The organism is Janthinobacterium sp. RA13 (assembly GCF_000745325.1).
Classification (GTDB): domain Bacteria; phylum Pseudomonadota; class Gammaproteobacteria; order Burkholderiales; family Burkholderiaceae_D; genus Janthinobacterium; species Janthinobacterium rivuli.
Window position 1 is genome coordinate 6,020,944 of sequence record NZ_JQNP01000001.1, and the last position, 25,457, is coordinate 6,046,400.

The 25,457-nt window shown below is 65.5% G+C and carries 23 protein-coding genes; 8 read left to right on the forward strand and 15 right to left on the reverse strand.

Annotation, left to right across the window (positions count from 1 at the left end):
- Positions 1-118 precede the first annotated feature (118 nt).
- The 5 genes from FG13_RS26715 to FG13_RS26735 form a co-directional block, all read right to left on the reverse strand.
- Positions 119-2,968: an ATP-binding protein gene (locus tag FG13_RS26715; RefSeq protein WP_235211812.1), complete on the reverse strand. Its 2,850-nt coding sequence runs from the start codon at positions 2,966-2,968 to the stop codon at positions 119-121.
- A 234-nt stretch (positions 2,969-3,202) separates the two neighbouring features.
- Positions 3,203-3,619, reverse strand: coding sequence for a hypothetical protein (locus FG13_RS26720; RefSeq protein WP_035825968.1), 417 nt, complete (start codon positions 3,617-3,619; stop codon positions 3,203-3,205).
- A gap of 282 nt (positions 3,620-3,901) precedes the next feature.
- Entirely contained in the window at positions 3,902-4,807 is a 906-nt protein-coding gene (rsgA, locus tag FG13_RS26725) for a ribosome small subunit-dependent GTPase A (RefSeq protein WP_035825976.1), read from the reverse strand.
- Positions 4,804-5,175, reverse strand: a complete 372-nt coding sequence (locus FG13_RS26730) for a 4a-hydroxytetrahydrobiopterin dehydratase (RefSeq protein ID WP_200880319.1) — start codon at positions 5,173-5,175, stop codon at positions 4,804-4,806. The genes rsgA and FG13_RS26730 overlap by 4 nt, the downstream gene beginning before the upstream one ends.
- Positions 5,172-6,452 carry a M48 family metallopeptidase gene (locus tag FG13_RS26735; RefSeq protein ID WP_035825979.1) on the reverse strand — a complete coding sequence of 427 codons (1,281 nt, stop codon included), beginning with the start codon at positions 6,450-6,452 and terminating at the stop codon, positions 5,172-5,174. Before FG13_RS26735 ends, FG13_RS26730 begins: the two co-directional genes overlap by 4 nt.
- 56 nt (positions 6,453-6,508) lie before the next feature.
- Here FG13_RS26735 and orn point away from each other — a divergent pair, with 56 nt between their 5' ends.
- Positions 6,509-7,117 (forward strand): oligoribonuclease, encoded by a 609-nt coding sequence (orn, locus tag FG13_RS26740; protein WP_200880321.1) that lies wholly within the window; start codon positions 6,509-6,511, stop codon positions 7,115-7,117.
- Between the two features lie 150 nt (positions 7,118-7,267).
- On the opposite strand, the gene FG13_RS26745 is transcribed toward orn, so the two are convergent.
- Positions 7,268-7,633 (reverse strand): hypothetical protein, encoded by a 366-nt coding sequence (locus FG13_RS26745; RefSeq protein WP_035825983.1) that lies wholly within the window; start codon positions 7,631-7,633, stop codon positions 7,268-7,270.
- Entirely contained in the window at positions 7,630-8,574 is a 945-nt protein-coding gene (gene gcvA, locus FG13_RS26750; protein WP_035825985.1) for a transcriptional regulator GcvA, read from the reverse strand. The genes FG13_RS26745 and gcvA overlap by 4 nt, the downstream gene beginning before the upstream one ends.
- A 316-nt stretch (positions 8,575-8,890) precedes the next feature.
- Here gcvA and FG13_RS26755 point away from each other — a divergent pair, with 316 nt between their 5' ends.
- The 5 genes from FG13_RS26755 (at position 8,891) to FG13_RS26775 (ending at position 13,832) form a co-directional block, all read left to right on the forward strand.
- A complete protein-coding gene (locus tag FG13_RS26755) occupies positions 8,891-9,790 on the forward strand; it encodes a DMT family transporter (RefSeq protein ID WP_035825987.1) in 900 nt (299 codons plus the stop codon).
- Positions 9,791-9,992: 202 nt separating this feature from the next.
- Positions 9,993-11,078 (forward strand): hemin-degrading factor, encoded by a 1,086-nt coding sequence (locus FG13_RS26760; protein WP_051959482.1) that lies wholly within the window; start codon positions 9,993-9,995, stop codon positions 11,076-11,078.
- On the forward strand, positions 11,066-11,992 hold the full coding sequence (locus FG13_RS26765) for a heme/hemin ABC transporter substrate-binding protein (RefSeq protein WP_035825988.1): 927 nt from the start codon (positions 11,066-11,068) through the stop codon (positions 11,990-11,992). The genes FG13_RS26760 and FG13_RS26765 overlap by 13 nt, the downstream gene beginning before the upstream one ends.
- Positions 11,989-13,035 carry a FecCD family ABC transporter permease gene (locus tag FG13_RS26770; protein WP_051959483.1) on the forward strand — a complete coding sequence of 349 codons (1,047 nt, stop codon included), beginning with the start codon at positions 11,989-11,991 and terminating at the stop codon, positions 13,033-13,035. Before FG13_RS26765 ends, FG13_RS26770 begins: the two co-directional genes overlap by 4 nt.
- Positions 13,036-13,043: 8 nt before the next feature.
- A complete protein-coding gene (locus FG13_RS26775; RefSeq protein ID WP_035828844.1) occupies positions 13,044-13,832 on the forward strand; it encodes an ATP-binding cassette domain-containing protein in 789 nt (262 codons plus the stop codon).
- Positions 13,833-13,836: 4 nt separating this feature from the next.
- On the opposite strand, the gene FG13_RS26780 is transcribed toward FG13_RS26775, so the two are convergent.
- The 6 genes from FG13_RS26780 to FG13_RS26805 all read right to left on the reverse strand — a co-directional run bounded on the left by FG13_RS26780 (position 13,837) and on the right by FG13_RS26805 (position 20,223).
- Entirely contained in the window at positions 13,837-14,271 is a 435-nt protein-coding gene (locus tag FG13_RS26780) for a hypothetical protein (RefSeq protein ID WP_051959484.1), read from the reverse strand.
- A complete protein-coding gene (locus tag FG13_RS26785) occupies positions 14,268-15,707 on the reverse strand; it encodes an efflux transporter outer membrane subunit (RefSeq protein ID WP_051959485.1) in 1,440 nt (479 codons plus the stop codon). The genes FG13_RS26780 and FG13_RS26785 overlap by 4 nt, the downstream gene beginning before the upstream one ends.
- Entirely contained in the window at positions 15,704-16,774 is a 1,071-nt protein-coding gene (locus FG13_RS26790) for an HlyD family secretion protein (protein ID WP_035825990.1), read from the reverse strand. The genes FG13_RS26785 and FG13_RS26790 overlap by 4 nt, the downstream gene beginning before the upstream one ends.
- 28 nt (positions 16,775-16,802) lie before the next feature.
- Complete coding sequence (locus FG13_RS26795) at positions 16,803-18,326, reverse strand: MFS transporter (RefSeq protein WP_035825991.1); 1,524 nt, start codon at positions 18,324-18,326, stop codon at positions 16,803-16,805.
- 185 nt (positions 18,327-18,511) lie between these two features.
- A complete protein-coding gene (locus FG13_RS26800) occupies positions 18,512-19,447 on the reverse strand; it encodes a LysR family transcriptional regulator (RefSeq protein WP_035825994.1) in 936 nt (311 codons plus the stop codon).
- A 77-nt stretch (positions 19,448-19,524) separates the two neighbouring features.
- Positions 19,525-20,223 (reverse strand): UPF0149 family protein, encoded by a 699-nt coding sequence (locus FG13_RS26805; protein WP_035825997.1) that lies wholly within the window; start codon positions 20,221-20,223, stop codon positions 19,525-19,527.
- Positions 20,224-20,326: 103 nt separating this feature from the next.
- Here FG13_RS26805 and FG13_RS26810 point away from each other — a divergent pair, with 103 nt between their 5' ends.
- Both FG13_RS26810 and FG13_RS26815 read left to right on the forward strand, forming a co-directional pair.
- On the forward strand, positions 20,327-21,340 hold the full coding sequence (locus FG13_RS26810; RefSeq protein WP_035826001.1) for a serine/threonine protein kinase: 1,014 nt from the start codon (positions 20,327-20,329) through the stop codon (positions 21,338-21,340).
- A gap of 125 nt (positions 21,341-21,465) precedes the next feature.
- A complete protein-coding gene (locus FG13_RS26815; protein WP_035826005.1) occupies positions 21,466-23,895 on the forward strand; it encodes a hypothetical protein in 2,430 nt (809 codons plus the stop codon).
- A gap of 10 nt (positions 23,896-23,905) precedes the next feature.
- Here FG13_RS26815 and FG13_RS26820 read toward each other — a convergent pair whose 3' ends face one another.
- Together FG13_RS26820 and FG13_RS26825 are read right to left on the reverse strand one after the other, a co-directional pair.
- Positions 23,906-24,859, reverse strand: a complete 954-nt coding sequence (locus FG13_RS26820) for a hypothetical protein (RefSeq protein ID WP_035826008.1) — start codon at positions 24,857-24,859, stop codon at positions 23,906-23,908.
- A 200-nt stretch (positions 24,860-25,059) separates the two neighbouring features.
- Positions 25,060-25,434, reverse strand: a complete 375-nt coding sequence (locus FG13_RS26825; RefSeq protein WP_035826012.1) for a hypothetical protein — start codon at positions 25,432-25,434, stop codon at positions 25,060-25,062.
- Between the last annotated feature and the right edge of the window lie 23 nt (positions 25,435-25,457).

Here is a 25,457-nt window from a genome sequence, read left to right on the forward strand (position 1 = left end):
TGGCAGGGACTTCAGCCGTTCAATTATAAGGGTTTTGCTTTTAGATTGGAAAGACTGGTCGGACGCGTACTTGTATAGGCAAGCCTGCGCCCGGGCAAAGGGTGGGAATTAATAGATGCTAATAGATGCTGGCGGGCGCGGCGCCGTCCAGCTGCGGCGCTTCCAGCGGCAGGTCGAGGGTGAAGCGCGTGCCGGCGGGGCTGCTGGCCACCTGGATGGTGCCGCCCAGCAGGGCCGTGACGATGTTGTAGCTGATCGACAAACCCAGGCCGCTGCCACCCTGGCCCAGCTTGGTGGTAAAGAAGGGGTCGAAGATGCGCGACAAATGCTGTTCCGCGATGCCGCCGCCATTGTCCTCGAAGACGATGTGCACGCGCGCCGCCTCCATCGTGGCGGACAAACGCATGCAGCCCGTGCCGGCGCCGCCATCGTTGGGCGCGGGGGCGAAGGCGTGCAGCAGGGCATTGTTGATCAGATTGGTGATCACCTGGCCAAACGGGCCAGGATAACTGTCCATGGCGATACCGAAATCGATGTCCACTTCGATGCGGTGACCCGAACTGCGGATGCGGTTCATGACGGTGGCGATGATTTCATTGCTCACTTGTTGCAAGTCAAACCGGCGCCGTTGCTCGGTGGTGCGGTCGACGGCTACCTGCTTGAAACTGTTGACCAGGTCGGCCGCGCTGCGCAGGCCGCGCATCACCAGCGCCGACGCCTTGCCCGCATCGTCGATGAAGGCGGCCAGGTCCGAGCGGCGCAGGCCGGGACCGTTCATCAGGCGTTCCACGTCTTCCGTCTTTTGCTGCATGGTGCTGGCGATTAATAAACTGTTGCCGATCGGGGTATTGAGTTCATGCGCCACGCCGGCCATCAAGGAACCGAGGGCGGCCAGTTTTTCCTGCGATACCAGTTGCGCCTGGGCATCTTGCAACTGCCGGTAGGCGCTGGCGTTGTCGAGCGCGATGGCGCCATACGCGCACAGGGTGCGGAAGATCAGCCGCTCGCGTTCGCCATACGCGTTGGCATGGCAGGCTTGCACCGTCATCACGCCCAGCACGCGTTCGCCCACAGTCAAAGGCACGTACAGCACGCTCTGGTTATGCAGGGTGCCGGGCACCGTGTAGGCGTGGCGGCGCGGCGGCACCTGGTCTATATACACTTCGCGCCGGCCCAGCAGGCAGCGCACGGAGTAGGCGCGTGGATTGTTCAGTGGAATGGCGTTGTCGGACAGGGGCCGGCCCGCTTCCATGCCATGCGCGCGGCGCAGCGCCGTGCCCGCCGCGTCGAGCATGTAGACGGCGAAAGTGTTGACGGGTAGCAAGGCATGCACATGGCGGTCGAGCACCTGGAATACGGCGCTGGCGTCGAGGTGGGTGGTGATTTCCTGGCCGATGGCCGACAGCCGTTCCAGGGTGTCGCTGGTCTGCTGCAGCACTTCGGCGCGGCGCGCTTCGGAGGCGGCCAGTTCGCGGTGGTGATAGCCTTCCGAGCGCGCATGTTCCGTCTGGTGGTAGACCTGCATGGCGGTGGCGCGGTTGCTCGCCTGCTGGGTGTGGCTTTTTTCGCGCGCCATGCCCGCATCGAGGGCGATATCGTAGGCGCGCGCATAGTCGCCCGCATGCGCGTATTCGCGCGCCAGCGCATCGAGCAGTTCGCCGGGCGGCGAATAGCCGTCGATGGAGGCGGCCACCTGCAGCGCCTGGTGCAGGAAATGCAGGGCGGGATTGCGTTCCAGCATGCCTGCGGGCGGCGGCAGCTCATGGCGTGCATGCAGCATGGACAAGACGCGCAGCGCCGCCACTTGGTGCATGGCGTCGCCTTGCGCGGTGGCCAGCTGGCAAGCCCGTTCGGCCGCCTGCAGCGCTTCGTCCGGGCGGTCCAGGTAGGACAGCGCGTGAGCGCTGCCGCGCTGGGCCATGCTGCGGAAATCGGCCTGGCCCAGCGCTTCGGCCCGCTGCGCCAGCCGGCTGAAGGCATCGAGCGCCGTGTCGTAGTCGCCCTTGTCCAGGCTCAGTTCGCCCAGGTGGAACAGGGCGTTGGCATAGGTGCGCGCGCCCGACATGGGCGCCAGCAGGTGCAGCGCCTGGCGCAGCAAGTCTTCGGCCGTGGCCAGACGTCCCAGCTTGCGCATGGTTTCGGCCGTATGCGTCTGGCAGGCGCCGATGCTGCGCGGCCAGCCCGTGGGGCGGGCCAGATCCAGCGCGCACTGCATCCATTCGAGGGCCGATTCGTTGTCGTTAAGGCTGGAAAAACAATCGCCGATATTGATGGCGGCCGTGATCGCGCCGCGCAGCTGGCCGCTTTCCAGCGCCGCTTCATAGCTTTGCATGTAGTGGCCGGCGGCCGTGCCCAGGTCGCGCGAGGTGTGCGCCAGCAAGCCGCGGAAGTCATGCACCCAGGCAGCGAGCGGCGCGGGCAGCTTGCCGCTGGCGCCGTCGGCCTGGAATGCGGCGCCCCAGCGCGCTTGGGCGGCCGGCGCATCGCGCAACACGGCCCAGCGCGCCGTGGCCGCGTCGGCCAGGCTGGCGCGCATCGCATCGCCGGCGCTGCGCGCTTGTCCGGCAGCGGCCAGCAGTTCGGCATCGCAGCGGGCGTGGTCGCCCCGGTCGACGGCAATCGAGGACAGCAGCCAGTGCGCATCGGCGCAGGCGGCGCCGTCGCCGTGCGCGCACAGGATGGCGTGCGCCGCCATGGCCATGCTTTCGGCCGCATCGAGCGCCCCTTGCAGCCAGGATACTTCCGCCTGCACCAGTTGCAGACGCGCCTGCGCGATGGCCAGGGCGCGGTCCGGCAGTTGGGCCTGGGGCAGCAAGGCCGCCGCTTCGGCCGCATGGTGCAGCGCCTGCGCGCAGTTGCGCTGGCGCAAATGCCATGCCAGCAGCATCAGCAAGGGCAAGCGCTCCAGGGCGCGCAATGGCCGCAGTGTGTCTTCCCACTGTGCAATGTCATGTTCGAGTGCGAACATTTCCATCCGAAATCTCCCGCAAGGCGATGGTGTTGGCCCGCGGCCAGTGACACCTTATTGGATCGCATTGTAAGCTGCATTCGGATGCAGTTGTTTGGCTGACTCGACAGTATTTTTTGCGCATACCCGTTCGGACTGCGCAAAGCAGGCGGGGCGTGCACCAGCCCCTGCCGGCTGATGCACGCCCCGTGGACAGGCTGGCGATGGCCTGCCTGCCGGTCGCCATGTGCCTGCTTAGCGGCCGGCGAAGTGCACGCTGCCGGCCGTTTCGCCCGCCTTGGCGATGGCGCCCGGAATATTGTTCAGGCCGGTGATGGCGATGACGTCGCCATCGTTGCGAAATTCCATGCGGGTGCCGCTGGCCGTTTCAAAGACGCCAGGTGCGCGGCCGAACAGTTCTACTTCGGGCTGTCCCTTGATTTGCGTGAAATAGCGGTTGACTTGCTGGCGCAGCAGCAAGGTATCGCCCGTGTCGAGCTGGTAGCGATTGCCATACTGGCTGAATTCCTGCGGGGCCAGTTTGTAGACCTTGCCGGAGATCTGGACCTTGTCCTGTTCGCCGATTTCCAGCGCGCTGGCGCTGAGGCAAGACAGGCCGAGGACGAGGGCGGCGCTACCGAGGGCCAGGGTACGCGAGAACGATGCTTTCATGATTTCACCTTGTGATCAAATGCGGGTTGGAGTTAGACCAATGTTGTCTCCAGCAGGTTCGCTGGCGGGGACAATGCCAAGGTAGCAAGTGGACCTGCGCGATGCCAGCGCAAAGCGATGAAACGCCGGAATCCGGCGCTGAAACGCGAAATCGGGCGATGGATGGTTTTGGAATGAATGGGGGAAAGCGAGCTGTTCAGCAGAATTTAATTCTGTTTAGCTTGTAATATTGGTTTTTTTTGTCGGTTTGGCGCCCGCGCCGATGGCGGGCGCCAGGCGCGTTCAATACAGCGTTTGCGCCGACTCGTGCAGCAGCTGGCCGTACAGGGTATGGCGCATCTTGGCGATCTTGCCTTCAGACAAGGCTTGCAGGATGGCGCATTGTGGCTCGATCAGGTGGCGGCAGTTATAGAACTTGCAGCCGCCCAGGTAAGGCTGGAACTCGCGGAAGGCCCGCTCCAGCATGCCTTCGGACAAGTGGTACAGGCCGAATTCCTGGAAGCCGGGCGAATCGATGATGGAGCTGTTCGCGCCCAGTTCATCGAGCTTGTACAGGCGCGTAAAGGTCGTCGTGTGCTTGCCCGTGTCGAGCGCGGCCGAGATTTCGCGCACGGCGATGTCGGCGTCCGGCACCAGCAGGTTGATCAAGGATGACTTGCCCATGCCCGACTGGCCGATGAGGATAGACGATTGGCCCGCCAGCAGGGGCGCCAGGGTGGCCACGGCGTGCTCGGGTTCGGCGCGGGCCGACACTTCATCGACGGGATAGCCCATTGATGAATATGGCAGCAGGCGTTCGCGGGCGCGCTCCAGCGAAGCGGTTACGTCCGTTTTGTTGAGGATGATGCGCGCCGCGATGCCGGCCGCGTCGGCCGCCACCAGCGAGCGCGAGATCAGGTCGTCGGCAAAGCCCGGCTCCGTCGCCACGACGATGAACAGCTGCGTCAGGTTGGCGGCCAGTAATTTCGATTTGTACTGATCCGAGCGGTACAGCAAGGTCTTGCGTTCCTCGATGCGGTCGATGACGGCCTGGTCGTTCGAGGTGCGCGTCAGGTGCACGATGTCGCCCACGGCCACATTGGTTTTCTTGCCGCGCGTCACGCATTGCAGCTTGGCGCCGTCCACGTCGGCCAGGTAGTGGCGGCCGTGGGCGGCGATGATGACGCCTGTCAACTTGCCTTCGCTCATGCGGTCACCTGGCTGCTCTGGTAGATGAGGTCTGCCTTGGCGGCGCAGATGAAGTCGTTTTCGGACAGGCCGCCGGCGCCCTGATTGACCGAGTGCGTGTCGTAGCGCACGGCGCAGGTTTTGTAAGTAATGATGAGCTCCGGATGGTGGTCTTGCGTATGGGTCATATAGGCCAGGGCGTTCACGAACGCCAGGGTCTGGTAGTAATTCTTGAAGCCGAAGTCGCGGCACAGCTTGCCGTTTTGCAAGCTCCACTGCGGCAGCAGGGCGTGCAGGGTGGCGATATCCGTGTCGCCCAGCGCTTGCTGGCGCGGCGTGCAGGACAGTTGGGCCAGGTCTTGCGAAGTCGATGGCGTATTCGTATTCATGTCGTAGCCCCTTTCAGGTGGCGGATGCGCACGCTGGCCGGCGGGTGGCTATCGTAAAAGGCCGAGTGCAGCGGGTCGGGCGTCAGGGTCGACGCATTGTCTTCATACATTTTGACGAGCGCCGAGACGAGGTCGTCCGCCTGCGTGTGCGTGGCGGCAAAGGCGTCCGCTTCGAATTCGTGCTTGCGCGAGCTGAGCGAGGTCAGCGGTCCCAGCAGGAAAGTGAAGACGGGCAAGGCCAGCATGAACAGCAGCAGAGCCAGCGCGTCCGTCGGCTGGCCAGTGAGCGCCAGCGCGACGGGGTCGACGCCGAGGCCCGCGTAAAACCATGGCTGCGTCTTCAGGAAGCCCAGCAGCGCGAGGAAACCGAGCGAGATGACGAACATCATGGCGATGCGCTTGACGATGTGCTTGAGCTTGAAATGGCCCAGTTCATGCGCCAGTACGGCTTCGATTTCCTGCGGCGCCAGGCGCGACAGCAGGGTGTCGAAGAAAACGATGCGCTTGTTGGCGCCAAAACCCGAGAAATACGCATTGCCGTGGGCGCTGCGCTTCGAGCCATCCATGACGAACAGGCCTTTCGAGGCAAAGCCCACGCGCTGCATCAAGCCTTCGATGCGGCTTTTCAGCGCTTCGTCGGCCAGCGGCGTGAATTTGTTGAACAGCGGGGCGATGACGGTGGGAAACAGCACCATCATCAGCAGCTGGAAGCCGCTCCAGACGAACCACGCGTACAACCACCACAGGCCGCCCGACTTGGCCATCAGGGTCAGTACGACCCAGATCAGCGGCAGGCCGATGACGGCGCCCAGGGCCACGCCCTTGAGCATGTCGGTGAAGAACAGCTTGCGCGCCATGGTGTTGAAACCAAAGCGCTGCTCCAGCACGAACTGGCGGTAGTAATCGAAGGGCAGGTCGATCAGGCCGGAAATGGCGGCAAAGGCGGCGATCAGGCCGATCTGGTACAGCATGGGCGAACCCGGCCCCATCCATTCATTCAGGTGCAGCGCCAGCCATTGCAGGCCGCCCAGCAGGGTAAAGCCGGTCAGCACGGCATAGTTGACCAGCAGGGTCAGCAGGCCAAATTTGGTCTTCGCCACCGTGTAGTCGGCCGCCTTCTGGTGCGCGGCCAGCGGGATTTTTTCCGCGAATTCGGGCGGGACAACGGCGCGGTGCGCCAGCACGTGGCGAATCTGCCGCGAAGCGAGCCAGAAGCGCACGGCCAGGGTCAAAACGAGGACGGATACAAACAAAATCGAAAACGCGAGTGAATACATTCTGTGCCTGTGAGAAAATGGCTGATTATTTAGTTTGATTAGGCCAAGAGAGAATTATGTCACAAGCGACCGACTTATCTGCACCCACCTCTGCATCCACCCCCGCACCCACCGTGCCGGCACGTCCAAATGAGATGAACCTGGTCTGGGTCGACATGGAAATGACGGGTCTGGAGCCCGATACCGACCGCATCATCGAGGTGGCGGTCGTGGTGACGGACATGCACTTGAACCTGCTGGCCGAAGGCCCCGTGTTCGTGATTCACCAGTCGGATGAAACCCTGAACAAGATGGATGCCTGGAACAAGGGCACGCACGGCCGCTCGGGCCTGATCGACAAGGTGAAAGCGTCGACCGTGACGGAAGCGCAGGCGGAAGCGGAACTGATCGCGTTCCTGAAGAAATACGTACCGGCAGGCAAGTCGCCCATGTGCGGCAACACCATCGGCCAGGACCGCCGCTTCATGGTGCGCGGCATGCCGAAGCTGGAAGCGTTCTTCCACTATCGCAATGTCGACGTGTCGACACTCAAAGAGCTGTGCAAGCGCTGGAAGCCGGAAATCGCCACCGGTTTCAAGAAACACCAGAAGCACACGGCGCTGGCCGATATTCTGGAATCGGTCGAAGAGCTGAAGTATTACCGCGAGCACTTCATCAAGTTGTGATGAAGTTGTCGGCTTACGCGCTGCGCGCTAAGCCGAGCTACTGGCTCCGGCTGGTTTGGTGGTGTTGTCGGGTTACGCGCTGCGCGCTAACCCGACCTACGGGGCATTACCTCCGCTTTCGTAGGTCGGCGTTGGTCGGCGTAGGTCGGCTTAGCGCCCTGGCGCGTAAGCCGACACATCCACCGCCTCAAAGACAAGACTGTGCCAAGCCTCATCCTCATCCTGCCACTCCAGCGCAAACGCCCCCGTTTGCCGTAAAGCCGTGATCCAGCGCACTTCGCCAGGCTGGCGGAAATATGCCGCGCACTGGCCGAACGGCTGTCCCAGCTTGCAAATCACCAATCCCTCGCCCGCCACGGCGCACCACTGTTCATGGCCATCGATCAAGGCCACGGCCGGATCGCCATAGAACTCGCCCAGACTGGCTTGCCTTCCATCGGCCGCCGTCACCGTGGCGTGTTCATATTCATGTTGAACTATATATACGGCGCTGCGCGCCAATTCCTGCTGAGTCATGCGGTCTCCACGGTGGGCCAGACGGTTTCCTGGTCGGCGCGCGCCTCGGCGATCAGCCATTCGCAGAAGGCATGCACGAGCGGCCGCGTTTCCGCCTGGGGCGAGCGCAGCAGATAATAGCAGTGGGGGCCGCGCACGGCGTGTTCGAACACGCGCACCAGGCGGCCCGAGCGTAAATCGTCGCCGATCAGGGGGCTGGCGGCGATGGCCACGCCCTGGCCGCTGGCGGCCGCGTCCAGGCACAGATAGGTGTGCGAAAAGCGTGCGCCGCTGTTGCCGCTATTGCCGCTGTAATGCACGCCGCAGCTGTGCAGCCAGCGCGTCCAGTCGATTTCGCCGGGCAAGTGCACTTCCGGCTCGTCGTGCAGCAGCGGGTAGCGCAGCAGGTCGGTGGGCTGGCGCAGGCTGGCGGCGTTGGCGCGGAAATCGGGGCTGCAGACGGCGGAAAACCATTCTTCCATCAATAAATCCACTTTGAGGCCGGGATAGCGGCCCGGTCCCAGGCGAATGGCCACGTCCACGCCATCGCGCGCCAGGTCGACCGGGTGCATCGAGGCCAGCACGCGCAGTTCGATCTGCGGATAGCGGTCGCGCAGGCGGCCCAGGCGCGGCATCAGCCAGCGCGAGACGAGCGAGCTGGTGGCCGTCACCGTCACCACCTTGTCGTCGCCCTGGCGCCGCGCCTGCTCGGACACGTCGGCCAGCTGGTTGAGGATCGGCCCCAGCGAGGCCGCATAGCGCTGGCCGGCATTGGTCAGCACCACGCCGCGCGGCAGGCGCTGGAACAGCACGATGCCGAGCCACGCTTCCAGCTGCTTTACATGGTGGCCGATGGCGCCGGCCGACACGTGCAATTCTTCGCCCGCGCGCTGGAAGCCTTCATGGCGGGCGGCCGCCTCGAAGGCGTGCAGGGCGGCGAGTGGGGGCAAGGGACGTGACATGGCACTCTCAAGAGAATTGAGCCTCAGTAATATTCGGCCTATCCGTGAAGAATATTGGTTTGTTTCATTTTGCGCAAGCGAATATGATGCCGTCTATGCGTGAAGTGACCCGCAATATGATTCACGCATGTATTTCACGTACGCATCACCTTCCAGCCTTGCTTGGCATTAATATTTACAACGCCTGGGAAAACCGTCGCGAGCGGCAGTGATTTGTGGCCGAGAAGCGCAACCGTACTTCAGTACGGTGAGCATCGCCGGCCGCAAAGCGCGACGCGCAGCAGGTTTCCCCTGGCGTACTCAAAGAGGTTTAGTCATGTCTGATCGCCGCGCTGTTGCGCTGGTGTTGCTGTCGGCCGCCGGTTTCGGCAGTTCCGCAGTGTTTGCCAAGGCGGCATATGCGTCCGGGGTCAACCCGTCGACCATGCTGGCCTTGCGTTTCGTCATCGCCGCCATGCTCTTGCTGCCGCTCGTCTGGCTCGGCGGCTGGCGCTTGCCGCGCGGCCGCCTGCTGGCCGGCTACATGCTGATGGGCCTGATGTACACGGCCCAGTCGCAAGGCTATTTCAATGCCCTGATGTATGCCAGCAGCGGCCTGTGCGGCATGTTGCTGTATGTGTATCCCGTGCTGGTGACGATCCTCGCGCTGGCGCTGGGCTGGGAAAAGCTGGACCGCCGCATGCTCGTGCTGATGGCGCTGGCCATTGCCGGCATGGCCATCACCCTGGGCGGCAAGCTGCAGGGCCAGCCCATCGGCATCGCGCTGGCATTGATGGCCGCCGGGGTGTATGCCGTGTACATCCTGTTTGGCAACAGCCTGTCGAAAAGCCGCGAGAATATTCACCCATTGGCCGCCTGCGTGGTGATCCTGGGCACGGCCGGCCTGTCGAACAGCGCGATTGCCTTGTGGCAAGGCGTGTCCTTGCCGGGCACGGCGACGGGCTGGCTGGCCGTCAGCGCCATCGCCCTGTTCTCGACGGCCATCGCGATTGCCGCCTTCTTTGCCGGCGTGGCGCAAATCGGCGCGGCCAAGGCGTCCATCATTTCCACGTTTGAACCCGTCATCACGATGGCGTTCGGCGTGACCTTGCTGAAGGAATCCGTGAGCGGCACGCAATTGCTGGGCGGCGCCATGGTGCTGGCCGCCGTCGTCTTGCTGGCGCAGCGTCCCACGGCCAAGCCGGTCTCCATGCCGGTCGTGCAAGCGAGCGCCTGACCTTTTTTCCCGAACTGATCGGTTGTATTGATCGGTCTCCTTTGCGCCGCGACGGGTTTCCTGTCGCGGCGCTTTTTTTGGGCCGCGCACAAATAACACTTGATTGCGAATGATTCTCATTTATAATTGATTTCAAGATTCCCCACCACCAGCCAGCCCATGCCAGCCAGTGTTCGCCTTGAAAGGAGACACCGTGACGAGCATGCCCCCTATTTGCAACACCGAGCTGGTCGCCAGCGAATTTGCCCGCCTGCGCCGCGAAAAGAAAGCCCGCCACCGCGACATCGCCGAGGAGCTGGCCATTTCCGAAGGCGAGCTGATCGCCGCGCATGCGGGCCTGTCGCTGGCCGATGGCGCCTTGCTGGGCGCTGAGCGCCTGCAGGCCGACTGGCCCGCCATCGTCCAGGCGCTGGAGCCGCTGGGCGAAGTCATGGCGCTGACGCGCAACGCTTCGTGCGTGCATGAAAAGACGGGTGTCTATCGAAAAGCTAGTCACACCAACCACGTGGGCCTGGTGCTCGGCGGCGACATCGACTTGCGCGTGTTTTACCGCCAGTGGGCGCATGGCTTTGCCGTTCGCGAGATGGGAGAAAAGGAAGTGCAGCGCAGCCTGCAATTTTTCGACGCGGCCGGCCACGCCGTGCACAAGATTTTCCTCAAGCCGCAAAGCGATATTGCCGCCTACGACGCGCTGGTGGCGCGCTTCGCCGACGCGGACCAGGCGGCCGGCATCGCCGTGACGGCGCCGGCGGCGCCGCCGGCCGAATTACCCGACGCGCAGATCGACGTGGCCGGCTTTCGCGCCGCCTGGGCCGACTTGCGCGACACGCATGAATTTTTCACTTTGCTGAAAAAATATTCGGTCTCGCGCCTGCAAGGCCTGCGCCTGGCCGAGCCGCGCTTCGTGCAGCAGCTCGACAAATCCTGCGTGCTCGACCTGCTCAATAACGCCGCCCTCGAAAAGGTGGCCATCATGGCCTTCGTCGGCAATGCCGGCATGATCCAGATCCATTCGGGACCCGTGCACAAGATCGCCGTGATGGGGCCGTGGATCAATGTCCTCGACACGCGCTTCAACCTGCATTTGCGCGAAGACCATATCGCCAGCGCCTGGGTGGTGAAAAAGCCGACCGTCGATGGCCTGGTGACGTCGGTGGAACTGTTCGACGCCAAGGGCGACACCATCGTCATGTTCTTCGGCGAACGCAAGCCGGGCGTGCATGAACTGTGCGAATGGCGCAACGTCGTCGAGCGCGTGCTGCAGGAGGGCGAACTATGCGCCGCATGATCGCCGCCAGCGTGGCGCGCCGCATCGCGCTGAAAAAAATGGGGGCGGGCGCGCTGGCCCTGGCCGCGCCGATGCAGGTGCTGGCCGCCGTGTCGGACGCGGCCAAGCCGGTGATCAAGGCGCGGCGCATCGTCAGCGTCGGCGGCGCCCTGACGGAAATCGTCTATGCGCTCGAAGCGCAGGGCGAGCTGGTGGGCGTCGATACCACCTCGCTGTATCCGGCCGTGGCGCAACAGCTGCCGCAGGTCGGTTATGCGCGCACCCTGTCGGCCGAGGGCGTGCTGTCGCTGGCGCCCACGCAGCTGATCGCCACCGAGGAAGCGGGACCGTCGGCGGTGCTGCGCCAGGTGCGCGACGCGGGCGTGCCGGTGGCGGTGCTGAACGCGAATAACCAGTTCGAAGGTTTGATTGAACGGGTGAAACAGGTGGGCCAGATCACGGGCCGTGCCGACCCCGCCGCGCGCCTGGCGCAAGCCTTGCAGCAGCAATGGGACGGCGCCCTGGCCAAGGTGCGCCAGCGCCAGCATGCACCCGTGCGCGTGCTGTTCATCCTCGCCCATGCGCCGAACCAGGTGATGGTGGGCGGGCGCGAGACGGGCGCGGACGCCATGCTGGCGTATGCGGGCGCCGTCAACGTGATGGGCGGGCAGGGTGGATTCGCCGGCTACAAGCCGCTCACGCCCGAAGCCGTGATCGCCGCGCGGCCCGACATCGTGCTCGTCACGGACCAGGGCTTGAAGGCTTCGGGCGGCGTGGACGGCATCCTGAAACTGCCAGGGCTGGCGCAGACGCCGGCCGGGCGCAAGCACCGCATCGTGTCGCTGGAAGCCATGCTGCTCTTGGGCTTTGGCCCGCGCATGCCGCAGGCGCTGATGGAGCTCGATGCCGCCTTCGCGAAAGCCATGGCTGCATGAACGTGCGCGCGATGACGCCGGCAGTGTCCTGGCCACGCTGGGGTGCTGGCGGCATGCTGGCTGTGGCGTTGTTTGCCGGTCTGCTCATCGCCGTGCAGGCGGGCGCCGTGCCCGTGACCCTGGCCGACTGGCTGGCGCCGTTTCAAGCGGGCGACGAGGCATTGTCCGGCGGCGCGTATGTGCTGTGGCATATCCGTTTGCCGCGCGCCCTGTTCGCCATCCTGATCGGCGCCGCGCTGGCGCTGGCCGGCGGCCTGACGCAAGGGCTGTTTCGCAATCCGCTGGCCGATCCCGGGCTGCTGGGCGTAAGCAGCGGCGCCGCCTGCGCGGGCGCGGCCACCATCGTTTTCGCCGCCAGCCTGCACGTGGCGCCCGAGCTGCGCGTGTGGCTGCTGCCGGGGGCCGCGTTTGGCGGCGCCATGCTCATTTGCGTGCTGCTCGACCGGGTCGCCCGTTGGGCCACCCCCGGTTCCATCGTCGGCCTGCTGTTGACGGGCGTGGCGCTGAACGCCATCACGGTGGCCGTCATGGGCCTGTGCATCTACCTGGCCAGCGACGACCAGCTGCGCACCCTGACTTTCTGGACCCTCGGTTCGCTGTCGGCCGGCAGCTGGCGCCAGGTGGCGGCTTTGCTGCTGGTGCTGGCCGGCGCGCTGTGGGCCACGCGCTTCCTGATGCGCTCATTGAACGCGCTGGCGCTGGGCGAGGCGCAGGCCCTGCACGTGGGTATCGACGTGGGCCGGCTGCGCACGCAGGTCATCGTGCTGGTGGCCGTGCTGACGGGCTTTGCCGTCGCCTGGTGCGGCGGCATCGGTTTTATCGGCCTGATCGCGCCGCACCTGGTGCGCACCTGGCTGGGCGCCGACCAGCGCCGTGTGCTACCGCTGTCCATGCTGGCCGGCGGCTTGCTGCTGCTGTTGGCCGACACCCTGGCGCGCACTGTCGCCATTCCCGCAGAAGTCCCCGTCGGTATTTTCACGGCCTTGCTGGGCGGGCCATTTTTCCTGATGCTGTTGCGGCGCTTCCGCCACGGCACCGCCTAGAGGTGAACATGACGCCCCTGCTGGAACTCTCCTTCGCCACCACCCAACTGGGCCAGCAGTATTTCGGCCCCTTCAATGTGCGGGTGGCGCCCGGCGAACGCATTGCCATCCTCGGCCCCAGCGGCGCCGGCAAGTCGACCCTGCTCAAACTGATGGCGCGCGAACTGCAGCCGCAGGCGGGCCAGGTGGCGTTCGTGGGCAGGCCGCTGGCACAGTGGCCGCTGGCCGACCTGGCGCGGTGCCGCGCCGTGCTGCCGCAAGGCTCGAACGTGGCCTTCGGCTTGCAGTGCGAGCTGGTGATCGGCCTCGGGCGCGTGGCGCGCCTGGTCGACCCTCAGCTGGAGCGCATCGTGCAGGACGCCGCCGCCCTGGCGCACGCCGGGCATTTGCTGGGCCGGCGCCTGGACACCCTGTCTGGCGGCGAGCAGGCGAGGGTGCAGCTGGCGCGTATCTTCGCGCAGATGTGGGATGTGCGCGATGGCTTGATACTCGTCGACGAACCGCTGGCGGCGCTCGATCCCGGCCTGCAGTTCGATCTGCTCGACAGCCTGCAGCAGTTTTGCGCCGCGCGTGGCCACGCCGTCATCGCCATCCTGCACGACATCAACCACGCCTTGCTGGGCTTCGAGCGCCTGCTGCTCGTGCGTTCGGGCCAGCTGGTCGCCGACATCGCCAGCGATGCCGGCGCCGTGCCCGCCCTGGCCGCGCTGTACGGCATCGCCCTGACGACGGCCACCAGCAGCGACGGCCACGTGTGCGTCATCCCCGCCCGGAGCGCCGTGCGCAGGGCCGCCTAGATTGCTACCACACGTCCGCCGCGCGCGGCCGCGCCATCTGGCCGCTGCCCAGCAGCCACACCATCAGGGCCTCGGCCTGTTCGCGTGTGGCCGCCACTTCCTGCAGAATGCCGAAGGCTTTCATGGCGCCGGCCGCCATCGCCTGCAGGCGCGCGCGCCGTTCCGCGTCCGCCTCGATCGACACCAGGCCTCGGCACAGGGTGGCCAGCGCCACCTTGTTGTGCTTGAGCCACAGGCCGCGCCGCTTGCGGTCGATGTGCGCTTCATCGCTGCGCTCCTCTTCGAACAGCATGACGAACGGTACGCCATGACGTAGCAGGGCGTCCATGTCGTTTTCCCACAGCGGGGCATAGCCGGTGACGGCCGTTTCAGGGCGAAAGCGCACGATGGGAAAGTCGCTGACGTCGTGGATGGAGAAATGGGTGGGATTCGGTTTCATTGGGTACTTTCTTGCGAGGTGCTTGAAAAGGCTTGCCAGCCGCCGCCCAGCGCCTTGTAGACCTGGATCAGCGACAGCGACGCGGTGGCGCGGCTGTCGACCAGCGCCGCTTCGTTGTTCAATAAGGTGTTTTGCACGTGCAGCACGTTGATCAGGTCCGTGCCGCCCTGGCGGTATTGCAGCTCCGCGCTGCCCAGCGCGCGCCGTCCCTGCTTGACGGCTTCATCGAGGCTGGCCTGGCGGCGGGCGTTGGCCTGGTAGCCAGACAGCGCATCTTCCACTTCGTGCCAGGCGGCCAGCACGGTCTGGCGGTAAGCGATGGCCGCTTCCTGCTGCTGCGCCTCGCGCAATTGCAGCTTGCCGCGCAGGCGGCCGCCATCGAACAGGGGCACGCTGAAGCCGGGACCGAAGGCGAAGCGTTTGGCTTCCCAGCCGATGTCGGACAGCTGCATCGCTTGCAGGCCGATGCTGCCCGAGAGCGTGATGCGCGGATAAAAATCGCCCTGCGCCACGCCGATGGCGGCCGTGGCCGCGTGCAGCTGCGCTTCGGCGCGGCGGATGTCGGGTCGCCGCTCGGCCAGGCTGCTGGGTACGCCCAGCTGTACCTGCATGGCCACAACAGGGATCTCCTTGCTGGCCGCCAGTTCCGCCCGCAGCGACTGCGGTGGCAGCGCCAGCAAGAGGGCGAGGGCATTGCCCAGGCGCGCTTCGCGCTGCTGCAGCGGCGGCAAACGCGCTTCGATGGTGGCCACGTGGGCTGCCGCCTCGGCTTCGTCAAGCTGCGTCGCCGCGCCTTCGCGCAGGCGGATGCGGGTCAGGTTCAAGGTATGGCGGGCGATATCGAGCAACTGCTGCGTGATGGCCAGGGTCTGCTGCGCGCCACGCAGCTCGATGTAGTCGCGCGCCGTTTCGGCCAGCACGGCCAGCAGCACGCCGCGCTGCGTTTCCTGGGCCGCGTCGACGCGCGCGTCAGCCGCTTCCACTTCGCGCCTTACGCGGCCCCACAGGTCCAGCTCCCAGGCCGCGTCGAGATTGCTTTGCCACAGGCTGTAGGCGGACTGGCCGTTGTTGCGCGACGGGTCGCTCAAGCCTTGTTCGCTGTTGCGCGCGCGGCCATAGCTGCCATTCGCACCCAGCGACGGGCCTTGCGCGGCGCCGATGACTCCGCGCGCGGCGCGGCTTTGCTCCAGCCGGCTGGCGGCCGCCAGCACGTCGAGGTTGGCGCCGGCGGCGCGCTGCAGCAGGCACGACAGAGTCGCGTCGCCAAAGCTGTCCCACCAGCGCTGCTCGATGGCGCCATCCTGTTGTGCGGTGAAACGGGCGTCCTGCGGCTGGCGCCATTGCTGTCCCAGATCATGGTGCGGGCGCAGGAAATCGCTGCCAACGCTGCCGCAGCCGGCCAGGCCCACGGCCGTGATAAAGATCAGTGCTTTCATCGCGCGCTCACCTGTGTCAATGCTTGACGGCGCATGGCCGTATCGATGCGCACTTCGGCCGACATGCCCACGCGCAGGCGATGTTCGCCATCCTGGCCCGGATCGAGCGCGATCCGCACGGGGATGCGCTGCACCACCTTGGTGAAGTTGCCGGTGGCGTTTTCCGGCGCGATGGCGGCAAACGTCACGCCCGTGGCGGGCGCGATGCTGTGCACGGTGCCGTGCAGGAGTGCGCCCGGATAGGCGTCGACGGCGATGCTGGCGCGCTGGCCCTGGCGCACGTGGGTCAGCTGGGTTTCCTGCAGGTTGGCGACGACGAAGCTGCGGTTCAAGGGCACCACGGCCATCAGGCTGGCGCCGGGAGCCACCAAGGCGCCGACGCGCACGGCGCGGCGTCCCACGATGCCGTCGATGGGGGCGCGCAGCTGCGTATGCGACAAATCCAGTTCGGCCCGTTGCAGGCTGGCGCTGGCGCGCAGCAGGGCCGCTTCGGCTGCGCCTTGCTGCGCTTGCAAAATTTCCGTCTGCTTGCGCGTGGCGACGAGGGCGGCGCGGTTTTGCGCCAGGCGCGCGCGGCTCACGTCGAAGCGCGATTGCGCCTGCTGGGCATTCTGCACGCTGCCCGCGCCCTGGCCGGCCAGGTGCGTTGAACGGGCCAGCTCCTGCTGCGCCAGTTTGTCTTCCGCCTGGTTGGCGTCGACCAGGGTGCTGGCTTGTTCGATCACCGATTGCTGGCGCTGCACCGTGGCGCGGGCATTCGCCAGTTGCGCTTCGGCGCCGGCTACTTCGGCGCGGGCTGAGGCGGCGGCGGCCTGGTAGTCGCGGTCGTCGATGCGCGCCAGCAGCTGGCCCGCCTTGACAGCCTGGTTGTCTTCCACCAGCACATCGCGCACGATGCCGCCCACCTTGGGCGAGAGAACGGTGTAGTCGGCGCTGACAAAGGCGTCGTCGGTGCCTTGTTCTTCGCTGGGGGAAAACAGCAGTTGCCAGGCGCAAAAGGCGAGGGCGCCGGCCAGCAGGGCCAGGCCGAGAAGAAAGGCGCGCGAGCGCAGTATGGGTTTTTGCATGGGGATGCTCTTTCGTAAAAATGAAAATTCAAGCGGCGCGCGGCGGATAGACGCGCGTCGGCAGGATGGGGATGATCACAATCATGGCCAGCGCGATGGCGGCCACCGTGAGGTACAGGTCGGACGAGGTCAGGGTGACGACTTGCGCGTGCATGCGCTGTGCCAGCCCTGGCACATCGACGGCGTCCGGCAGGTTGCCCAGGCGTTCGCTGAGCACCGTCGAATGAAAATGGTTGCGGCGCGTGATCAGCGCATCGAGCACGCCGGTGGCGACGACGGCCGACATGCCCTTGATGGTGTTGAACCAGGCCGAGGCGAACGGGCCATCCTGCGGCGCCAGGCCCGTGGTGGCCAGCAGCAGCAAGGGAATCACGGCCATCGGTTGCGCGAAGATCTGCACCGCTTGCAGCAGGTAGAAATGCGTGCGTATCCAGTCCGGCGACATGCGCGCGCCGAGCACGCAGGACAGGGCCAGCAGGGCCAGGCCGATGGCCAGCACCCAGCGGCAGTCGACGGCGCGCAGATTGCACAGGGCGGCCACCAGCGGCAGGGCGATCAACTGCGGCAGCGCCACCATCAGCATCACGGGCGCCGTTTGCAGCGGGCGATAGCCGTGCACCTGCGCCAGGTAGGACGAGGGGATCAGGATCACGGCCAGCAGCACGAACAGCACGCCGCCCAGGGTCAGCAGGGCGTGGCTGAGGTTACGCCGCGACAGCAGCTGTAGCTTGAAGAACGGCAGCGGATGCGACCACTCGTTGATGAAGAACAGCACCAGCAGCACGGCGCCGCCGCCCAGCACCACGCAGATCAGCGGCGAGGCGAACCACGCCAGGCGTTCGCCCTGCAGCAAGCCGACCACCAGCATGCTGATGGCGGGCAGGCCAAGCAGCAGGCCGCGCCAGTCGAACTGGCGCAAGCGCTCGAGGCGCAGCGGGTCTTGCGGCAAGCCCCAGGACACCATCAGCAGGGCGACGATGCTGCCCGGGACGACTTGCCAGAACGCCCATTGCCAGCCCAGGTACTCGGTCCAGAAGGCGGCCAGCGGCGTGCCCAGGCTGGGGCCGAAAGTGGCGCTCAGCGCATAGCCGCCCAGGCCATACAGCTTGATATTCGGCGGCAGGAAGCGCAGCGCCACCGTCATCAGCATGGGCGGCAGGGCGCCGCCTGCCGCGCCCTGCACCACGCGCAGTATCATCAGCACGGACAGGTTCGGCGCGAACGGGCATAGCACGCCGGCGGCCATGCAGACGATGTTGGCGGCTGCCGTCAGGCGGCGCAGCGAGAAGGTGACGGAGCACCACGGCGCGAACGCCATGGCCGACACCGAGGCGGCCGCATACAGGGCGACGAGCCAGCTGGCGTCGTCGCGAGAAATGCCCATGGCGCCGCGAATGTCGGCCAGCGCGACCTTGGTGATGTTTTCATTCAGGCCGGACACCAGCACGGCCAGCAGCACACCGGCCAGGCCGGTGGCCAGGCGCAGGCCGAAAGCAGGTGGGACGGGAGGCGCGGCCGCAGGGGCGGCGCCGGGAAGGGGTACAGCGGACACAGGGAACTCCGTGGATGAGGATCAGTCCACGCAGTATAGGTAGCCGTTAATATTGTGAAAATTGATAATTAAGGAAGTGTGAATTGCGTCTGACGCAATGATGGGTGGGATCGGACCCTGTGGGTCTGACCCCGGTCTTTATCGTTGGGTTTGGCGTCTGGCGTGTGAGTTCAGATCAACCCCAATCAAATGCCGGGGTCAGACCCGCAAGGGTCTGACCCCATGCACAAGTCCTTGATCATGCGGCGCAGCCAGCGGTGCGCATGGTCGTGGTCCAGGCGCGGGTGCCAGGCCTGGAAGACTTCCACGCTGTCGACGGGAATCGGCAGTTCGAAGGTGCGCAGCTTCAGGCCCAGGCGCTCGACGATAGCCAGCAGCGGCGTGGGCATCAGCGGCAGCAGCAGGCGCGAATCGGCCACGGCGAAGATGGCGGACTGGAAGTTGGGGCTGATCAGCGAAACCCGGCGCGTGTAGCCACGCTCGGCCAGTGCCGTATCGAACGGGCCGCGCGCCAGGCCGCGCCGCGAGACGCTGATATGTTCGTACTCGGTAAAGCTGTCGAGGTTGATGGGGCCGTCGAAGATCGGGTGGTCGCTGCGGGCGATGCCGACAAAGCCGCTGCTAAACAGCTGCTGCAGCTTGATGTCGGGCGCAAAGGCGCGCCGCGCGCTGATGTACAGGTCGACGCGGCCCGCGTGCAGGGCGTCGTTTTCCGTGGCGCCGTCGCCTTCGGGCACGAAGCGCAGCACCGTGTGCGGCGCGTGCACGGCCAGCAGGTCGCGCAGCTTGCCGCCGTAGGCGCCGACAAACACGTCGTTGGCGCACAGGCTGAAGGTGCGTTCCAGGGTGCGCAAGTCGATTTCACGGCCGGACGTGAAGATGGCGTGCGCCTGCTCCACCACGCCGCGCACCTGCTCGCGCAATTCCAGCGCGCGCGGAGTAGGCGCCAAGCCGCGCCCGGAGCGCACGAAGACGGGGTCGCCGATGGCGTCGCGGATGCGCGCCAGGGTGCGGCTCATGGCCGGCGCGCTCAAGTTCATGCGCCGCGCGGCGGCCACGGCGCTGCCTTCCTCGAGCAGGATGTCGAGGGCGACGAGCAGGTTCAGGTCGGGGAGTTTCATGCGCCGATTATAGCCCGGGGGCCAGCGTCGGCGCTGCGCCGGCAGGACGCCGGCGCAACAGGGATGCTACTGCGCGATTACTCGGCTGCCGGCTCGGCGCCGCAGCATTTCTTGAACTTCTTGCCGCTGCCGCAAGGGCAGTCGTCGTTGCGGCCTACTTTCGGCTCTTCGCGCTTCATGGTTTGCACCGGTGCCTTGCGGCGCGGTACCCAGAAACGGTGGATGGCCGGCAGGTTCGCTTCCAGTTCCTGCGCCAGCTTGTGCGCCTTGACCGGGTCTTCCACCAGTTTCAGCTCTTCTTCCTTGATTTCGTCGGCGCCCAGCAGGTAGATCGGCTGCATCAGTTCGGCCACTTCGGAATCCCAGATCTCGTTCCACGAGCCAGGACGCAGTTCCATGCCGTCCCAGAAGCCCCAGCACCACGCTTCGGCGTCGATCAGGGTCTGGCCTTCGTAGTCGTGCTCGACGAACAGCGCTTCGAACTCTTTCGGCGCCACTTCAAACGTCACCAGCACTTCGTTCATGAAGCGCATGATCAGGTTGACGATGCGCTCTTCTTCCTTGCTGTTCTTGAATTTTGGCGCATCTTCGGCGTTTTCGCCCCACACGCGCGGCAACCATTCGGCCGGCATGATCGGTTCCGGGCCGATGGCGACGGCCGTCAGATAGCCGTGCAGCATATCCATGGTCATCGCGTCCTCGGAGCAGCGCTCCGACAACAGGAATTGGTCTAATTCGTCGAATTCTTTTTCTGATAATGGCTGTTCGAGTTGCATGGCTTGCTCTTTGATTGAATGTAAGGCGCCAGTATACGCCTTGCTGCGGCTTGCCGCCGAAGTGTTTGCACCGGCGGACCTCGCGCGCCTTACAATGTCGCTTATGCACAATGAAAACCAGCCGCACGAGGACGACCGGCCCGTCCATCCCTTTTCCGCCCTGAGCCCCGATTGCGTGCTCGACGCCCTCGACAGCGTGGGCTTGCGCGGCGATGGCCGTCTGCTGGCCCTGAACAGCTATGAAAACCGCGTCTACCAGGTCGGCATCGAAGACAGCGCGCCGCTGGTGGCCAAGTTTTACCGCCCCGCGCGCTGGACCGATACGGCCATCCTGGAAGAGCACGCGTTCGTGTCCGAGCTGGTCGAGCGCGAAATCCAGGTGGTGCCGGCGCTGTCCATCAACGGCAGCACCCTGCACCAGTACCAGGGCTTCCGTTTTGCCGTCTTCCCCCGCCACGGCGGCCGCGCGCCTGAACTGGACGACCCGGCCACCCTGGAATGGATAGGGCGCTTCATCGGCCGCATCCACGCCGTCGGCGCGCTGTCGACCTACAAGGAACGGCCGGCGCTCGATCACCAGACGTTTGGCGTCGAACCGCGCGAGTTTCTATTGGAAGGCAATTTCCTGCCGCCCGAACTGCTGGCCGCGTATTCCAGCGTGGCGCAGCAGGCGCTCGACGGCGTCAAGCGCTGCTATGACCGCGCGGGCGACGTGGCCATGTTGCGCACGCATGGCGATTGCCATGGCGGCAACGTGCTGTGGACGGACGCCGGCCCCCATTTCGTCGATTTCGACGATAGCCGCATGGGACCTGCCATCCAGGACCTGTGGATGATGCTGTCGGGCGAGCGCAGCGACCAGGTTCGCCAGATGAGCGACATCCTGGCCGGCTACGAAGATTTTTGCGATTTCGACCCGCGCCAGCTGTACCTGGTCGAAGCGCTGCGCACCCTGCGCCTGATCCATTATTCGGCCTGGCTGGCGCGCCGCTGGGACGATCCCGCCTTCCCCGTCGCCTTCCCGTGGTTCAACACGCAGCGCTATTGGCAGGACCGCATTCTGGAACTCCGGGAGCAGGTGGCGTTGATGGATGATGCGCCGCTCTGGCCTATTTGACCTAAACGCCCGAAAAGGGCGGTAAAAGGTGCTCTTCTTGCCGCGCTGATTTGTGCATGCCTGTTCGATAATGGTGGTAATAAATTCCTAGAAGCAACGGAATTCACCCGAACAAGCGAGAAATCATGCAAGCACAGCAAAATCAGCGCCAGGCCGCCTCCCTTACCGTCGCGTATTGCGCCGACGACGAGTTCGACCAGGACAGCATGGTCTCGCTGCATGATTTCAAGGACCTGGAAAGCAAGGCGGAAGCGCCGGCCCCGGTCGCCATCGCCGCACCCCAGCCGCAAGCCGAGCCGGCAGCCGAAGCCGATGCCAAGGCGCCCGCCGCCGAACGCCAGAAAATGGAATTGAAAGCCATCCACGAGGCGATTGCCCGCGTGGAAGCGGAAGCGAAGGCCACCTGCGCCGCCGAAAGCCGCGCGCTGGCCGAAGCGCGCGTGCGCTCGCTGGCCGAGGACCGCGCCGCCATCGACGCGGCCGCGGCCGCCGCCGCGCAGCAAAATGCGCAGGCCGCCGAAGAAGCGATTGCCGCCAACCGCGAACGACTCGACACCATGCGCGCCGCCGCGCAAGCCAGCGTGGCCCGCCTGGAAGCCGTCAAGCAGGAAACGGCCGAACTGCGCGCCCGTGTGGAATCCGATAATGAAATCCGCCTGGCCGCCGAACAGCGTTCGCGCGCCGAGCAGGAAAGCCGCTTGCGCGCCAGCGAGCAAGTGGCGGTGCAGTCGGAACTGGCCGAACAGGCCGCCCGCGCCGCCGAGGAATTGCAGGTGCAGACGGAGCAGGCGCGCCTGCAAGCCGTCGAGCGCGTCGCCGCCGTGCAGGCAGCCAAGGAAGAAATGGTGGGCATCGCCTCGGCCGACGCCAGAGTCGCCGTGCTGGCGCGTGAACGCGAGCGCCATGCGCACGGTGCGCGCCAGACGGCGCAGATGCTGGCCGAAGCGGAAAGCGAAGCGCTGGACTTGACGGTGCAGCGCGAGCGCGCCGACCAGATCGCGCTGGAATCGGCCTTCAACCGCGCCGCCGCCGAAGTGCGCGCCCTGGAAGAAGCGCGCGCGCTGGCGCACCTGGAACAGGAACGCGAAGCCATCGCGCTGGCGCAGGCGGAATCGGAACGCCATGCGGCGCAGTCGCTGCGTTTGCGCCTGCAGACGGAAAAAGAATTGCGCGACGCGGCCATCCACCGCGAGCGCCTGGAAATGGTCGCCGTGGCCAGCGCGCAGGCGCGCCGCGATGCCGACGTGCGCATCCTGGCCGCCACCGAGGCGCGCATCGAGGTGGACCGCCAGCTGCGCGCCGTGGCGCTGGCCCGCGTGACGGCCGAACAGGATGCGGAAATCGCCGGCCACGCCAAGCTGGAAGCGGAAACGGCCGCACTCGAACAGACCAAGGCACGCGAAGCGGCCGAACAGGCAGCCGCCGTGGCGGCAGCCCGCGAACTGGAAGAGCAGCAGCGCGCCGCCAGCCTGGCGCACGAGCGCGCCGAGCTGGCGCGCCAGGCGGCGGAACTGGCCGCCAGCCAGAACGCAGCCGAGCAGGCCGAAGTCGATGCCAGCAAGTCGACCTTGGCCGCGCAGGAACAGGCATCGCAACTGGCGCAGGAAAAAGCCCGCCAGGCAGAGCAGCTGCTGCAGGCGGAGCAGGAGCGCCTGGCCGCCGAACAAGCCGCCATCGCCGCCTTGAAAGAGAAACTGGAAGCGGAAGCGCTGGCGTGCAACGCGGCGCAGGAACGCATCGCCGCCGAAGGCGCGCAAGCGGAACTGCTGCGCGGCCAGCACGCGGCCGAACAGGCTTTGCGGGAAGCGGCGCAAAAGGAAGCGGACGCCATCCGCATCCTGATGGACCAGGCCCTGGTCGAAGGTGAAAAAAAGGCCGCTGCCGCGCAAGCCGTGCAGGCGCAGGCGCGCCTGGCCGTGGAACTGGGACAAGTGCATAGCGAGCGCGCCCGCGTGGAAGAAGACAAGGCGCAAGCGGCCGATGCGCTGCTGGCGTCCGAGCGCGATTTCGTCGCGGCCGAACGCGAGTCGCTGGCCCTGATTGCGCAAAAGCTGGTGCAGCAGCGCCAGACCAGCAGCGCCGAAGAACGCGCCTCGCAAGCCATCGCCGGCCGTCTGGAAGTGGAAAAGCAGGCGACGGCGGCAGCCGAAGCGCGCGCCTCGATGGAACAGCAGGCGCTCGACGCCATGCGCCAGCGCGAGCAGCTGGAGCTGGCCGCGCAGCGGGCCGCCAGCGAAAAGCTCGACGCGCAGCAAGCCTTGCTGGCCAGCGCCCAGGCCCATGCCGCCCTGCAGCGCAAGGCAGCCGAGACGACGCGCGCGATGGCCGAGGCCAAGCAGCAATTGCTGGAGATGGAAACGGCGCGCGCGCAGCAGCAGGAACGGGAACTGGCCGCCCTGCGCGCCAGCCTGGAGCAGCCACAAACGGTCTTTTCCAACTCCCTGACCGCCGCCCGTGCGAAAGCCGAACAAGTCAGTTCGGCCAGTTTGACGCGCGAAGTGATCGAGAGATTGACGCAACCGAATGACGCGGGAGCCGTCTGGCGTTCGCGCTAGGCTCGAACGTTTAAAACTTCCTGCCCACCCCCACCAGCAACACATCCGCATCGCGGTGGTAATCCGTTACCACCCGGTTCCACGCCACTTGCGCCAGCCAGTGGCGGTTGACATGGTAGCGGGCCACGGCTGACAGCAAGCCTGTCAGGCGCGTGTCGTGGCCCTGAGTGTCGCGGCCGTCCCAGGCCACGTATGGCCCGGCGCCCATGCCGAATTCCACCTTTTCATTGAGCGAGCGAATCAGCCACAGTTGAACGGCCGCGCCGCGCCGGTGCGCCAGCGCCGTGCCGCCTTCGTCGATGAGGGTGGCGCTCCAGTCCACGTATTTTCCCGCCGCGCGCCGGTATTCCAGGGTGAACGGGCGCGAGGATTCGGAGCGCAAGCTGTTGACGATGGTGTGGCCGGTCGATAGGGTCAAGGTGTCGTCGTAGGCCCAGTTCTGCAAGTGCAGCTTGGCGCCTGGCACGCCGTCATAGCGGTAGCCGGCGCCGATCAGCAAATGCGTGGTGTTGTCCTTGCCGCTGGGGCGGATGCGGTTGATTTGTGCTTGTGCATACCAGCGGTTGTCGAATTGCCAGCGCGCCTGCAGGCTGGCGATGGAGCCCCAGCCATGGTCATTGTCGAAGTTGTGCGGCGCTTCGACGGTCCTGGCCGTGTCGAAGAAAAAGTAACGGCCCACGCCGGCGCCCAGCATCAGTCCCTGCGCCACGTTTTTCGTGCGCAGCCAGATCTGGCCCGCCATGCCGTCGCGGTGATGGTCGTCCGGGTGCCCTTCGTTGATATATGACAGGCTCAGCGCATTGTAATTGCCCACGGGCTGCGTGTAGCTGATGGCGCCGACAAAGGTGCGCTCCCTGGTTGAGTGTACTTTCAGGGCGCCGGCCATGCCGGACAGGTCCTGTGCCTGGGCGGACAGGGGGAGCGAGGCGGCCAGCAGGGTCAGGAAGGTGGATTGTATGCGCATGACGTTTCCAGTGACAGAGGTGAAGACACGCTAACGGTCGTCTGGCGGCGCATCATGCGATTGCGCAAGCATCTTGCAGTTTGATTACATTTGTAAATGGTTTAGCCAGAATGCGGCACACGAAGATATTGAGGAGGGGGAGGCGCCGGCCTGGAAAGGCTGGCCGGCGCGATGCTTCTGAAGTTACTGGACTTGCGGTATTACTGGCTCAATACGACTTTATCGGCAAAATATTCCGTCTCGCCGAAGCATTGCGTGGGCACGCCCTTGTGCTGGCTGTAGGTGACGAGAATGCGCTTGCCGGCGGCGGCCGTCAATTGCTTCGCCACCTCGTCATCGCGCACGCTGAACTGGAATTTTTCCGGGATGGTGCCTGGCAGTGCCGTCAGCAGCAATTCACCTTCCCATGTCTTGCAGATCCAGCCCCGCTTGGAGAACTTTTGCAGGTAGCCCGCCCGTTCGCCTTCCGAGTACGAGAAGCTGAGGGCCATCCACGTGTAGGCTGCCAGCAGCAGGAAGCCGGCCACGAGGAAGATGGCAAAGGCGAAGGTGACTTTTTTGGTCGTAGGGGTCATGGTTGGGTTGTCTAGGTAAAAGG